At 50.5% G+C, this 14,437-nt stretch carries 11 protein-coding genes; 7 read left to right on the plus strand and 4 right to left on the minus strand.

Features of this window, described 5'->3' with window-relative positions; translation table 11 throughout:
• Positions 1 to 6: 6 nt before the first annotated feature.
• A complete protein-coding gene (locus Q1A04_RS09390) occupies positions 7 to 930 on the plus strand; it encodes an aspartate carbamoyltransferase catalytic subunit (RefSeq protein WP_299704470.1) in 924 nt (307 codons plus the stop codon).
• Positions 931 to 975: 45 nt separating this feature from the next.
• Positions 976 to 1,512, plus strand: a complete 537-nt coding sequence (locus Q1A04_RS09395; RefSeq protein ID WP_299704472.1) for an alpha/beta hydrolase — start codon at positions 976 to 978, stop codon at positions 1,510 to 1,512.
• Positions 1,513 to 1,615: 103 nt separating this feature from the next.
• Here Q1A04_RS09395 and Q1A04_RS09400 read toward each other — a convergent pair whose 3' ends face one another.
• From Q1A04_RS09400 to Q1A04_RS09410, 3 genes are all read right to left on the minus strand, one after another.
• The gene (locus Q1A04_RS09400) at positions 1,616 to 3,073 is read right to left on the minus strand and encodes an OmpA family protein (protein WP_299704473.1); all 1,458 of its coding nucleotides are present in this window, start codon (positions 3,071 to 3,073) and stop codon (positions 1,616 to 1,618) included.
• A 381-nt stretch (positions 3,074 to 3,454) separates the two neighbouring features.
• Positions 3,455 to 4,747 (minus strand): aminopeptidase P N-terminal domain-containing protein, encoded by a 1,293-nt coding sequence (locus Q1A04_RS09405; RefSeq protein WP_299704476.1) that lies wholly within the window; start codon positions 4,745 to 4,747, stop codon positions 3,455 to 3,457.
• A gap of 189 nt (positions 4,748 to 4,936) precedes the next feature.
• Positions 4,937 to 5,935 carry a glycosyltransferase family 9 protein gene (locus Q1A04_RS09410; protein WP_299704479.1) on the minus strand — a complete coding sequence of 333 codons (999 nt, stop codon included), beginning with the start codon at positions 5,933 to 5,935 and terminating at the stop codon, positions 4,937 to 4,939.
• Positions 5,936 to 6,117: 182 nt separating this feature from the next.
• Here Q1A04_RS09410 and Q1A04_RS09415 point away from each other — a divergent pair, with 182 nt between their 5' ends.
• From Q1A04_RS09415 to Q1A04_RS09430, 4 genes are all read left to right on the plus strand, one after another.
• On the plus strand, positions 6,118 to 6,870 hold the full coding sequence (locus Q1A04_RS09415) for a hypothetical protein (RefSeq protein ID WP_299704482.1): 753 nt from the start codon (positions 6,118 to 6,120) through the stop codon (positions 6,868 to 6,870).
• A gap of 68 nt (positions 6,871 to 6,938) precedes the next feature.
• Positions 6,939 to 8,171, plus strand: coding sequence for a pitrilysin family protein (locus Q1A04_RS09420; RefSeq protein WP_299704485.1), 1,233 nt, complete (start codon positions 6,939 to 6,941; stop codon positions 8,169 to 8,171).
• Between the two features lie 84 nt (positions 8,172 to 8,255).
• Entirely contained in the window at positions 8,256 to 8,900 is a 645-nt protein-coding gene (locus Q1A04_RS09425; protein WP_299704488.1) for an O-methyltransferase, read from the plus strand.
• 241 nt (positions 8,901 to 9,141) lie between these two features.
• Positions 9,142 to 11,682, plus strand: a complete 2,541-nt coding sequence (locus Q1A04_RS09430) for a LysM peptidoglycan-binding domain-containing protein (RefSeq protein ID WP_299704491.1) — start codon at positions 9,142 to 9,144, stop codon at positions 11,680 to 11,682.
• Positions 11,683 to 11,753: 71 nt separating this feature from the next.
• On the opposite strand, the gene Q1A04_RS09435 is transcribed toward Q1A04_RS09430, so the two are convergent.
• The gene (locus Q1A04_RS09435) at positions 11,754 to 13,082 is read right to left on the minus strand and encodes an MFS transporter (RefSeq protein WP_299704494.1); all 1,329 of its coding nucleotides are present in this window, start codon (positions 13,080 to 13,082) and stop codon (positions 11,754 to 11,756) included.
• 230 nt (positions 13,083 to 13,312) lie between these two features.
• Between Q1A04_RS09435 and Q1A04_RS09440 the strand changes: the two genes are divergently transcribed.
• A complete protein-coding gene (locus Q1A04_RS09440; protein ID WP_299704497.1) occupies positions 13,313 to 14,398 on the plus strand; it encodes a mechanosensitive ion channel family protein in 1,086 nt (361 codons plus the stop codon).
• Positions 14,399 to 14,437 lie beyond the last annotated feature (39 nt).

Here is a 14,437-nt window from a genome sequence, read left to right on the forward strand (position 1 = left end):
CTCCCCATGCAAGAGCTCAGCGTCCGGCATCTACTCGGCATCAAAGACATCACAGCAGAAGACATTCAGCTCATTTTTGAAACAGCTGATAACTTTAAAGATGTTTTGAACCGGCCCATCAAGAAAGTGCCCTCGCTGCGTGATATCACCATTGCCAACGTTTTCTTCGAAAACTCCACCCGCACACGACTCTCGTTTGAACTGGCTGAGAAAAGGCTCTCTGCCGATGTGATCAATTTCTCCTCGAGCGGCAGTTCCGTGAAGAAGGGTGAAACCCTGCTCGACACGGTGAACAACATCTTGGCCATGAAAGTGGACATGATCGTAATGCGCCACTCCAGCCCGGGGGCCCCGCATTTCCTTAGCCGCCACATAGACGCCAACATCGTGAACGCCGGCGACGGCACGCATGAGCACCCGACACAGGCCCTGCTTGACACTTTCTCGATTAGAGAGCGGCTAGGCAATGTGGCCGGAAAAAAAGTGGTGATCATTGGTGATATTCTGCACTCGCGGGTGGCGCTTTCCAACATCTTTGCCCTACAGAAACTCGGTGCTGAGGTAATGGTTTGCGGCCCTGTCACCTTACTGCCGAAGTACATCAAAGAACTCGGCGTGAAAGTGGAGCTGGACGTGCGCAAAGCCCTCGCGTGGTGCGACGTGGCCAATGTGCTGCGCATACAGCTGGAGCGCCAGCAGATGAAGTACTTCCCATCCCTGCGCGAGTATACGCTCTATTACGGCATAGATAAAAAGATGCTCGACAGCCTAGACAAAGAGATCGTGCTCATGCACCCCGGCCCGATTAACCGCGGGGTGGAACTGAGCAGCGATGCGGCCGACTCACATCACTCCATCATTCTGAACCAAGTAGAGAACGGCGTTGCCATCCGTATGGCGGTGCTGTACCTGCTGGCTTCGAAGAAGTAATTATTCCCCGTTATTTAGGAAAGTCAAAAGTAAAAGAAACTCATCATGCAGGATGTGCAAGTGATTCATGTACCTGGCTTGGGAAATTCTGGTCCAGAGCATTGGCAGAGTATTTGGGAAAGAAACGACCCGACCAGCATTCGCGTGCAACAAGCCGACTGGGATAACCCCATTTGCAAGGATTGGACAGAAGAGTTACAACGTGTTATAGCCAATACTCAAGGGAAAGAAATTCTGCTTGTAGCGCACAGCTTGGGTTGTCTGACTGTAGCTCATTGGGCTCAGCGGTATAAGGTCGCCATCAAAGGGGCATTTCTAGTAGCTCCGCCTGAGGTTGAGCTCGATGTTACACTAAAAGAAGTCCTTGATTTTGCCCCATTTCCACGGCAGAGACTACCGTTCAAATCCATGCTCATTGCTAGTTCGGATGATGACTACCTAACAATAGAAAGGGCAGCTTATTTAGCTGAGCTGTGGGGAAGCGAATTCATGAACGTGGGCGCACTGGGGCATATCAACACCTACTCCAATATTGGTGCTTGGCCCCAAGGTCAAGAGCTTTTCGAGCGGCTCCAAGCTTAATTTATGTAGAAGTTTTGCTCACTACATCAACTGGTCATAAAACGAAAAAAGCGCCGCAGATTGCTCTGCGGCGCTTTTTCAACGTTTAACCTTTCCGGCTATATTATTCCATATCTAATTGCATATCCGGCGTGTTCATCTCGAAACCAACGCGTCGGTTTTGAGCACGGGCCGCTGCAGTTCTGGCCTTAGAGAGTCTAGTGTTTACTTTCACCATTGGCTGGGTCTCGCCGTAGCCTCTTGTCACCAATCTGTCTGGGTTCTGAACACCGCGCTCGATCAGGTAGTCCTTCACAGCCTGTGCTCTTTGCTCAGATAGTGCTTGGTTATACTCTTCTGAACCGATGTGGTCAGCGTGACCTTTGATCAACAGTACATGGTCAGGGTATTTCTCAAGAGCTACCACGATGCTGTCAAGCAGCTGACGGTAACCATCCTGTACACGTGCTTGGTCAAATTCGAACTTAACTTTCTCTTCGATCAGCTTCTTAGTACGCTCATCCAGTTCAGGGCAGCCTTTAGTTTCGGCAGTACCAGCAGAGTTAGGGCAAAGGTCCTCGTTGTCCGGAACACCGTCACCGTCAGAGTCAACTGGGCAACCATCGGCACCTACTTGCACACCAGATGGCGTGTCAGGGCACTTGTCGTCTTTATCTGGAACACCGTCACCATCGCTGTCTGGGCAACCTTGTGTGGCAGCAGTACCAGGCTCGTCTGGGCACTGGTCGTCTTTGTCAGCGATACCGTCACCGTCGCGGTCAGGGCATCCACCCAAGTTAGCTACGCCAGCCTCAGTAGGGCATTCGTCTTGGTAGTCAGCCACACCGTCACCGTCTGTATCGATAGGGCAACCGTCTTTGTCAACCTGAACACCAGTTGGCGTGTCTGGGCACTTGTCTCTTCTGTCCGGAACACCGTCGGCATCAGTATCCTTAGCCTTACCTAAGCCGAAACCAAGTCCAATGGTGTGCTGCAGAAAGCGGTCGTTGATGTTAGACTCAATGTTGTCATATTTGTCGTTGGTTGTGAAATGTGCAACGGACTGAACAAACAGACTAATGTTGTCAGAGAATCTGAAACGGATACCGGCACCACCAAAACCAGCACCAGCAATGAAGTTATCTTCATATGTACCAGTAGGGGAAACACCTTCTGGTCTAACAAAGTGAGCACCACCACCTACTGTCAGGTAAGGGCCGATGAAAGCATCCTCTTTCAGAATGTTACCATACATTTTCAGTCTCAATCCCAGCATAGCCATACCGATTTTGGTATTCATGGTATTTGGGAAGCTGTTGCTGAATTCAGAATTGCTGTAGCTCAAGTGCAGGCCTGCATCTAAAGACGGGCTCAGGTACTGGTTCAGAGACACACCGCCTCCCCAGCCTAAATCCTTTTTCCACCACTGGTTACCTAGGTCACCTTTATATTGGAGCGCACTTCCGTATAGCTGGAGGCTTGTCCGTTGATCAGCGTTCTGCGCAAGTACCTCTGTATTGGCAGACAGCAGGAATACAAACGCAAAAGCAATTGTACATAGTTTCGTTAGAGTTTTTCGCATAATTTTAAAAAGTATATTTTGATATGACAATACGTACATATTTTCAAGTAAGTTTTTTTATATTTTTATAAAAAAACAGACGGAACGTATATTCTGATACGCCAAGCGGGAAGTCATTACATGATGGTAGTGTTTATCCATAAGCAAAAGCATTTTTTAAGTGTATATAATTGCCTTGACAGCTTAAGTACATATAAAAACAAAGGCTTCGTGCAGTTTAATACTGCTTATCTCCGCCTTGTGCGTCATTACATTTCAACCCAAAACTGCGGTTTTAGGTTGTATGCCCAACATTAATAAATGCAAAGCATCTGTTTTTTAACGTAAATACAATAAAAAAGGCTGCAAGGAGTTATAAGTAAGCCCTTGTCATGCACGCCTTTAGCGCTGTTGCATCAGCCGTTCTATATCATCCGCCTCCAGCGGTATATCCTTCATCAAGTCAACTGGACCGCTTTTCGTCACGAGGACATCGTTCTCCAACCGCACGCCGATTCCCTCTTCTCTTATATAGATACCCGGCTCGCAGGTAAACACCATTCCCTCTTCAAAAGGCCTGTACTTGCTGCCCACATCGTGCACATCCAATCCTAGGAAATGAGAGGTGCCGTGCATAAAGTATTTCTTATAAAGCGGGTTCTTAGGGTCTTGGTTGCGCACATCGCCTTCGGTGAGCAAACCTAGGCCGATCAACTCGTTCTCCATCATGGTTCCCACAAAAGCGTGGTACTGATCGAGCGAGTTACCCGGTACCAGCATCTGAGTGGCGGCTTTCATCACGCGCAGCACAGAATCGTATACTTCGCGCTGACGCTTTGTGAACTTGCCGTTCACCGGCACGGTGCGTGTCATGTCCGCAGCATAGTTGGCATACTCCGCCCCGAAGTCCATTAGGAGCAGATCACCGTCTTTACACTCGCGGCTGTTATCGGTATAGTGCAGTATGCAGGCATTTTCACCAGAAGCGATGATTGGGCTATAGGCCGGACCGCGAGAGCGGTTGCGCAGGAACTCGTGGTACAGTTCTGCCTCCACCTCATACTCCATCACGCCGGGTTTGATAAACTGCAGCAGTCTGCGGAAACCGAGGTCTGTGATATGGCATGCCTTGCGGAGAAGCTCAATTTCCGTATCCGATTTGATGGCACGTAAGTGGTGCATTATAGGTGCGCTGCGCTCGTAGCGGTGCAGCGGGTAAGTTTGCTGACACCACTTGATAAAACGGGCGTCGCGGGTCTCTACCTCCACAACGGCACGCAGGTGCTCATTCGTGTTCAGGTATACGTGCTCGGCTTCAGCCATCAGGCTATTCAATACCTGTTTGAAGTCTTTCAACCACAAAACAGTCTGTATACCTGAAGTTTCGCGGGCCTGTTCTTTTGTGAGCTTATACCCCTCCCACACCATGATATGCTCATTTGACTCACGCAGGAAAAGAATTTCTTTCATGCGCTCATCGCGTGCGTCCGGGAAAAGCACAAGTATGCTCTCCTCTTGGTCAACTCCGGAAAGGTAGAAAAGGTCGCTGTTTTGACGGAATGCCATGGTGCCATCCGCATTGGTCGGCATTACATCGTTAGAATGAAAAACAGCAAGAGACGAAGGCTTGAGTTGCCGCACAAAATTGCGCCTGTTATGGCAAAACAGCTCCTTATCAATGGGCTGGTATTTCATAGTTTTGTAGGTATAGTGGCTTAGCGGATTTGCCAGTCAGACGCCCATGGGCTTGCTAAACTTGCACTGCAAAGGTAGCACTTTTAAAACAAGTGCAAACACCTTTATAGAAAAACTCTAATATACCTAGGTATGCCACAGCCGCTTCCCATGCAGCACTCCCCTCATCAAACTCACAACCTAAGTTGCTTATAATGTGCGCAATGCAAGCACATCCAGAAGCTGCTGCGTCTCTATATCCTTGGCACATTTAAAATGCCCTTGCGGGCAGGATTTATATCCGTGCAATCCGCAGGGGCGGCAGTAAAGTGGCTCATTTTTCTCGACTACCTTTGAAAAACTGGCCAGTGGGCCAAAGCCGAAACGGGGCACGGTGGAGCAGTAGATGGCGCAGGTTGGTGCATCCAAGGCGGAGGCCAAGTGCATGGGGCCGGAGTCATTCACATAGTTGAGCACAGCATCGCGCATGAGCGCCGCAGACTGCAACAGGTTTAGCTGTCCGCAGAGGTTCTCCACCCGCTGGTTAGCCGTGCAGTTTATGATTTCGTCGCAGTGCGCTTTGTCGGCCGGGGACCCCAGCAGGTATACCTTATGGGAGTTGCCCAGTTTGTCAAGCAGGTCCACCCACTGCTCCTGTGGGTACTGCTTCGTGAACCACACGGAGGTAGGCGCCATACAGATGAAAGGCTCGCTTTTCAGGCCCTGCACTTTCGCAAAATCCGCTTCGGACGGGTATAGCTTGGGTTTGGCCGGCTGCTCATCGGTGAGACTGGCGATGAGCAGATGGTTGCGCTCCACCTCATGCGTACCGGACTCCACGTCGTGGGTATAGCGGCGGGTGAAAAAGCGAGAAAAGGGATTTTTGTCAAAACCAACCGTCTCCTTTGCCCCGGAAAGGGCGGTCAGGATACCGGTGGCTCCGAATCGCTGCAGGTTTACAACAAGATCGTATCTCTCTCGCCTGATCTGGGTGAGCAGTTTCATCAGGCTTTTGTACTTTCCTTCCTGCTTGTTCCAGATCAAAACCTGCCGCAGCAGCGGGTGCCCCTTTAGCAGCGATTCGTTGCCTTTGCGGAGCATAAAGTCGAGCTGCGCCTGTGGATAGTGGGCATGCAGTTTTTCTACTAGCCCGGTTGCCAGCACCACATCCCCCAAAAAGGCAGTCTGTATGATCAGTATCTTTTTCATAAGTAAACCTGCGGCAAAGCTACGGGAATGCGGCAAGACTTGAAAGTAAGGTATAGCCGCTGTGCCGGCCATATTGCAGCGATCTAACCTGCGGTTGCACATTCACGGAAAAGAACAAAAAAATTTTCCTTCTTAGCTTCAGGAGAATTAGTTTAGCAGTTCTTTTAGCCCGGGTTACCCACATGAAAGCACTATTACACTTCTCAAAATTTTCTGCGCTTATACTTTTGCTTCTGACCACAGGGTGTGTGTCTACCTATATGCCCAACGTGCCGCATGTACCCATGTTCACGGAGAAAGGCGAACTGAGTGCCGCCGGTCACATTACTCCGAAAGGCAACATTACGTTCAACACGGCTTATGCCGTCACAGACAAGTTCAGTGCTATGCTAAACGGCTCCATGCTCAATCAGGAAGGCCGCAAGCGTGACTTCAGGCATAACTTGATTGAAGCGGGTGGAGGCTACTACACTACTTTCGGACCGAACCAGAACCGGGTGCTCGAGGTATACGCCGGCTTTGGCGGAGGCAGCAGCGACCGTACAGAGAAAGAGGAGCTAGAGGGCGTGATGACCTATACCCGCCGCGAGGCCAGTTTCAGCAAGTATTTCACACAGGTTAACTTCACCTCCAAAAAGAAAAAATCGCTGCGCCTGCTGGGTAACGAGTTTCCGCTCAACTACGGCACGGCCCTGCGCATGAGCTACGTGAACATGAGCAAGCACCTGCTCGACGGGGAGGCCCAGGAAAAAGAGGACAACATCTTTCTGGAGCCTATTTTCTACACCCGGCTGGCCTTGAGCCCGACCGTGCAGTTGCAGTATACCAGCGGCAGTAACTTCGGGCTTCGCAACCGTAAAGCGCTGACAGCAGGCTACTCCGTGTTCTCGCTCGGTTTCGTGATCAACGTGGGAGGACGCAGCTTGGATCGCTAACATCTACGTGGCCCTCTAGGCCAATTGTGCTAGTTTTTGCGTATCTTTGCAGGCTAATTGCGAACTGAATGCTTGATTATCATATTCATACATTGCCGAACGGTATCCGTATCGTTCACAAACAAGTACTACACACCAAAATTGCGCACAGCGGCTTTATACTTGACATAGGCAGCCGCGATGAGCAAGCCGATCAGCTGGGGCTGGCCCACTTCTGGGAGCACATGGCTTTCAAAGGAACTGCCAAACGCAAATCTTTCCATATCCTGAACCGACTGGAGTCGGTGGGTGGCGAACTCAACGCCTACACCACCAAAGAGAAGCTCTGCTTTTACAGCTCCGTGCTCGACAAGCACTTCGAGAAATCTTTTGAGTTGCTGACCGACATCACCTTCCATTCCGTCTTCCCTGAAAAGGAGATTGAGAAAGAGCGTGGCGTGATACTGGAAGAGATGGCCATGTACCTCGACACCCCAGAAGAGGCGATCGTGGATGAGTTTGACAACGTGGTGTTCGACCATCATCCGCTGGGCAACAACATACTGGGCACCAAAGAGAGTGTGGCGAGTTTTAAGAAAGGCGACTTTCAGCGTTTCATTAAAGACAACCTAAGTACCGAGGCGTTGGTCTTCTGCTCTGTGAGCAACCTGCCTTTCGAGAAGGTTGTAAAACTGGCCGAGAAGTACCTCTCCGATATACCGACTATCAGCAAGCCGCGTCAGCGTGCACCTTTCGGAAAGTACATTCCTAAAACAGCAACTTATGAGAAACCGATCTCGCAGGCACATTGCGTAATTGGCTGCCCTGCCTATGCGCTAAACGACGACCGTCGTATACCTTTCTTTATGCTGGTGAATCTGTTGGGTGGTCCGGGTATGAACTCACGCCTAAACTTGGCTGTCCGCGAAAAGCATGGGCTGGTCTACACCATCGACGCCAACTACGCTACTTATATTGACACGGGTCTGCTTTCGATCTATTTCGGAACGGAGAAAAAACAGCTGAAGCGCACGACGGCGCTTGTGCTGAAAGAACTGAAGAAGCTGCGCGAGAAACAGTTGGGCTCCCTGCAACTGCACACAGCCAAAGAACAGCTGATGGGCCAGTTGGCGATGGCCGAGGAAAGTAACATGGGCCTGATGATGATGATGGGCAAGAGCATCCTCGACCAAGGCCACATCGACACTCTGAACGAGATTTTCGACCAGATCAAAAACACAACAGCCAAAGACCTGATCGACATTGCCAATGACGTACTTCAGGAAGAGAAGCTAAGCTTCCTCAATTACGTACCGGCGTAGCGATGCTACAATTAATAATTAAGAATTAGGAATTGTGTGATCCATTTTCAAATCTTGACGTTTCCAAACCTTCAAATCTGACCTATGGAATTTATTGATGAAGACCTGCAGCGCTATGCCGAGGACCATACCTCGCCGGAATCGGAGCTGTTGCACAAGATAAACCGGCAGACGCACCTGAGTGTGATGAAACCGCGCATGCTGTCCGGGCATTTGCAGGGACGATTGCTTTCTATGTTCTCACATATGATCCGGCCGAAGCAGATTCTGGAAATCGGCACCTATACCGGCTATTCCGCCCTTTGTCTGGCCGAGGGCATGCAGGAGGACGGCACGCTGCACACCATCGATATAAATGAAGAACTGGAGGATATGGTCCGCGGCTACATAGCGGAGGCTGGCTTGAGCGAGAGCGTGAAGTACTATATCGGCAATGCCCTCGAGATCATTCCGACCATCGACGCGACTTTCGACTTGGTGTTTATCGATGCCGACAAGTACAACTATGCTACTTACTATAATATGGTGATTGACCGCGTACGTCCCGGTGGCTACATTATAGCCGACAACGTACTGTGGAGCGGCAAGGTGCTGGAGAAGTACCGCAAGAAGCTAGACGAAGACACCGCTGCCCTGCTGGACTTCAACAAGCAGGTGCAGGATGACCCGCGTGTGGAAAACATTCTGCTGCCCGTTCGGGATGGCCTGATGGTCGCCCGCAAGAAATAACTGACAGGACGGTAGCGATACCGTCCTTTTCTTTTGTCCTCCCCTCTAATTATCCACATCTAAAAATTTCTCTAAAATTACTTCGTTCTAAACTTTAGAATGAGCGTCAAATTGCGTTAATTTTGCGAGTGTATATCTATATATAGAACACACTATACCTTAAATAGTTATCAACACTTGTTTCAACATTTACTGTAGCCTAGCACTCGGCCTCAGTCCCTTATTTACCCGATTACGCTTTATGAAGACACCACTACCCTTTTTGTTTCTGTTACTGTTGCCATTATTAAGTGTGGCACAGGGTGTTACAGTGCCCCAAAACATCTATTTCGGCGATATTCACCTGCGCATTTCGCCTAGAGCCCAAGACGAGATTCAGAAGAAAGTAGACGCTCTGCACCGCAGTCCGAAGTATTTTCAGAATAAAGTGGAATTGGCTGATGCTTATTTCCCACTGATAGAGCGCACGTTTCAGGAAGAAGGGGTGCCGGATGATTTCAAGTATCTGGCACTGCAGGAGAGCGGACTCCGTGGAGACGCTGTTTCCACTTCCAATGCCGTTGGTTACTGGCAGTTCAAGAAAGAGGCTGCTATAGACTTCAACCTGCGCATGGATCATTTGGTGGATGAAAGAAAACACATCATTGAAGCCAGCCGGGGCGCCGCTCGCTATTTTAAGCGCAGCAATAACTACTACAACAACTGGCTTAACGCGCTGCTCTCCTATTACCATGGCTATACGGGCGCCAAGGCTTATACCAAGGAATCGGACAAGGGCAGCAAAAAGATGGATATTACGGAGAAGACCGATCCTTACCTGCTTACCTTTTTGGCACATAAGGTCGCTTACGACAGCTTTGTCGGTAAAAGCACACAGCCGGCAGTTTCGCTGCGTGAGCTTCGCGCCACACCGGGCCAGAGCTTGGCCGATATTGCCTTGGCTCACCAGACCGATCCTTCTGAACTGGAGAAATACAACAAATGGCTATTGGGCAGCTCTATACCTTCCGATAAAGATTACTATGTCATGCTACCAGTGCGCCACAATGTGGAGCCGGGTGTAGTGGCATCTGCCGAGCCGACATTGGCTACCCCTTCCAGACAGGCAAGCCCAGCCCCAGCAGCAGGTAGCATCATAAAACGCAACAACCTGAATGCCATCATCGCTGGGAAAAGCGACACCAAAGACAAACTGGCTATTAAAGCGGGGATCAGCACCCGTCAGTTCCTTCGCTATAACGACTTGCGCGACTTCGACAAGATTGAGGAAGGTACAGCTTATTACATTCAGCCGAAGCGCTTGAACGCAGACACGGAGTTCCACGTGGTGCAACACGGGGAAAGTATGCAGGAAATTGCGCAACTCTACGGCATCCGCATGGATTACCTGCAGTTCAAGAATCGCATGAAGCGCGCCGAGGTGCCGGTTCCGGGCCGAGTGCTTTGGCTGCAGAAGCGCCGTCCGGCCAAAGTGGCCGTGGAGGTGCGGGATGTAAAGCAAGCTCAACCAGCATCTAAAGCAGCGGTAGCTTCTCAGGAGAAAGCTGCTCCGGCTGAGCAAAACCAGCCGCAGGAGAACTTCTTTACCCGCTTCAAAAACAGCCTGAAGCGCTTTAAGCATCAGCCTGAGCAGACAGTACCTGCTTCGGAACCGACTCCTGATCCTGTGGATAAAAAAGAGGCGGCAATAGAAGAAGTAGCGATTGAAGAGGTAGTTGTTGAGGAAGTGCCTGTTAAGACAGAGACCGCAATTGCTATACCTGTCATGAAGGAACCTGCTGCGGCTGAAACAAAACAGGAAGCGACTCCAGAGCCAACAGTGAAACCAAAGGCGGAGACGAAGCCGATAGCAAAAACCGAAGTGCCAAAGAGCAGCGCGGTGCTATACCCTGGCAAGAAGCCACAGGAGACTAAAGCTAAAGCTGAAGAAGCAAAAACTGCAGAGGAGGTTATCGTGGAAGAAGAAGAGTCAGCAGAATGGGCTGCTGGCTTGGGCGAAGAAGTGTTTGTTGGGTTCTCTGGTGGGGAGATGGAAGTTGAGGCCGAAGAGCTTATAGTAGAGTCTACAGTTGAGACGACCGAGGTGACCACTGCGGTAAAGGAAGGAGGAACTCCCAAAACTACACCTACCAAAGCAGAGCCAGCTAAAACGGCTCCTACAAAAGCTGCACCTGTGAGTCAAGCGGTTGACCCGAAACCAACTACAACTAATAAACCTACCCTCCATGTCGTGAAGCAGGGTGAGTCGCTTTGGGGTATCTCAAGGCTATACGCCGTAACCGTGAACGATATCACGACTTGGAACAATCTGGGTGACGCACCGATAAAGATCGGGCAAGAACTTGTGATCGCAGAACCTCTTACAGTGCCTGCTGGTTCTGATAGAGAAATTGAAGCGAAGGCCGAAGGACCAACCGCTGAAGAAAAAACCGAAATCCACACCGTGGCATCCGGCGAGTCGCTCTATGTGCTGTCCCGCAAGTATAATGTGACCGTGAACGAGCTGAAAGCATGGAACAACCTTTCCAGCTCAGCGCTTTCCATCGGACAGGAACTGCGCGTGACTGCTCCCGCTAACGCTACCGGGTCTAACGAAGATTTGGAAGAAACTCCGGCGGAGACTTTTAAAGGCACTAGTACCCAGCATACGGTGGTATCTGGTGAGAGTCTTTACCAGATCTCCCGCAAGTATGGCGTCACCATCAAGGATATCATGCAGTGGAACGGTAAATCCGATTTCAACGTGAAGCCCGGAGATAAGCTGGTGATCAAGAAGAAATAGATTTTAACCGAAATGAAACGGAAAGAGCCAGCTGGATCAGCTGGCTCTTTCCGTTTTCAGGTATAGCTATCCTAGCGCTTCCCCGGAGGAGCCGTCAGCTTAGAAGCCGTGCGTAGACCGGTGGCAATTTCAGGTACTATACCTAGTCGCTCGTAGATAGGCTGTACCATCAAGCGCAGGCGTTTTAGATTCCACGCGAATGGGATGACGCTGATGGCGCACAGGAAACCGCAGCCCAGCAAGGTATAACCCACCCCGATCTGCTCTGCCACAGAACCTGCCAACATACTTCCCAGTGGGGCCATTCCCATAAAGGCAGTTGCATAAAGGCTCATCACACGACCCCGCTTGTCGTCATCCACCAGCGTTTGCAACAGCGTGTTGCAGGAAGCCATGGTGACGATCATACCGAAGCCGGAAAACAACATCAACACCAGCGAGAGCCAGAGGATCGTAGAGAAAGAGAAAGCCATCAGCGCTGTACCGAAGAGCGTCATCGTAAACACGATCACCTTCCCCAGCCCTAGCACTGATTTACGTTGCGCCAGAAAGAGAGCCCCACTTAAGGCCCCTAGACCCGAGGCACCCATCAGATAGCCCAGTGTATTGGCACCGCCCTGCAGAATGTCGCGGGCAAACACGGGCAGCATCACGCTGAAAGGCATTCCAAAAAGGCTGATCAAACCTACAATAAGTATAAGCGTCCGGATAGGGGGGAAACCGAAGGCGTACGAGAAGCCATCCCGCAGCGACTCCCATACCTTGGTCTGGACTGTCTGCCGTACGAACGGCTCCAGCCGTAGCATGAGCAAAGAGGCCAGCACAGCGATGTAACTCACCGCATTGATCAAGATACAAATACCCTCTCCCACCCAGGCGATTAACAAACCTGCAATGGAGGGACCGACCAAGCGGGCCATGTTGAACATGGAGGAATTCAGCGCAATAGCATTGCTGATGTCTTCCCGCTTCTCCACCAATTGTATCACAAAGGCCTGCCGGGTGGCGATATCAAAGGCATTGATTGTGCCGAGCATCGCCATCAAAACCAGCACATGCCACACCTGTACTGTATCAGTGAGCACTAGCGTGGCCAAAGTACCAGCCTGCAGCATAGACAGAAACTGCGTAACCAGCAACACATGGTGCCGGTTGAACTTGTCGGCCAGCACGCCGGCGAATGGTCCGAGCAAAAAGGAAGGAATCTGGTTGGCGAAGGTAACGGCACCGAGCAAAAACACAGAGTCGGTCAGACGATAGACCAGCCAGCTGATGGCGATCTGCTGCATCCAAGTACCGATCAGCGAGATACCCTGCCCGGTAAAGAACAGCCGGTAGTTGCGCGAGCGCAGCGCCCGGAACATGCCCCCTAGCCTCCCTGAATCTTCCGCTTCCGCCATACCTGTTTTACGCGTTTACCTGTTCGTGCATTCCTAAGTGCTTACGGCTAGCCCCGTGCCCAAAGTTTAACTTATTCTTTTTAATAGCTGTCCAAACATCCAATTAATAACCTTATACCTCGTAGCCTGTTCATTCTCAATACCTATCCCGGGCTATTGCAACCTCAATCGGCCGGCAGGTTTAAACTATAATTTGTAACTTTAAGCTTCATCAACCATTACCCGAGTACATGAGTGACCTTTTAGAGAGAGTCTATTTCCACAACACCGTTCAAGATTACCTGATCGCCTTTGCCATTATCCTGCTGGGCTCGCTGCTCATCACTATCTTCAGGCGCTCCGTCCTCATCCGCATCCGCAAGTGGACTGAGAACACTAACAATCACATCGACGACTATGCCGTGCAGAGTTTTGCCCGATTCGGCATTCCCATCGTGCATTTTATAGTCGTATACATAGGCATCACGTCCCTCACCCTGACTCCGAGAGCCGCCGGTATCGTCACAATCGCGGTCACGGTGGCCATTACATTTATGGTGATCCGGTTTATCACCACCACGCTGGTAATGCTGGTGCGGTCCTACTTCAACAGAAAGCACCATGACCGCAGCAATGCCAACGAGATCGGAGCCATTAGCCTGATCATCAATATGGTGGTGTGGTTTATCGGCCTAGGCTTCCTGTTCGACAACATGGGCTATGACCTGACCGCCATCATTGCGGGTCTGGGTATAGGTGGTATCGCTGTAGCACTGGCAGCGCAGAATATCTTGGGTGACCTTTTCAACTACTTCGTTATCTTTCTGGACAGGCCCTTTGAGGTGGGCGATTTTATTGCGCTCGGCGACAAGAGCGGCACTATTGAGCACATTGGCGTGAAAACCACGCACATTAAAAGCCTGACCGGAGAGCAGCTTATCGTCTCAAACTCCGACCTGACCAGCTCCCGTATCCACAACTACAAGCGCATGGAGCGCCGCCGTATTCAGTTTGGCATTGGCGTAACCTATGAAACACCCGCTGATAAGGTGGAGGCTATACCTGAGATCATCAAAGAAATCATCACTTCACAGGAACTGGCAGAATTTGACCGGGCGCACTTCGCTTCTTACGGTGATTCTTCCCTCGATTTTGTCATCGTGTACCATGTGCTCTCTTCTGAATTCAATAAATACATGGACACGCAACAGGCCATCAACATGCAGCTGTTCAGAGAGTTTGAAACCCGCGGCATTGAGTTCGCCTACCCTACCCAGAAGCTCTATGTGGTGAACGAGAAGCAAAGGGTTGAAAACGAACCACAGCAGATGTTCTAAGTGTTAAATAATTTCAATTTAGGAATGCTAGAATGTCCC

The organism is uncultured Pontibacter sp., assembly GCF_947499215.1.
In the GTDB taxonomy this organism is placed as follows: Bacteria; Bacteroidota; Bacteroidia; order Cytophagales; family Hymenobacteraceae; genus Pontibacter.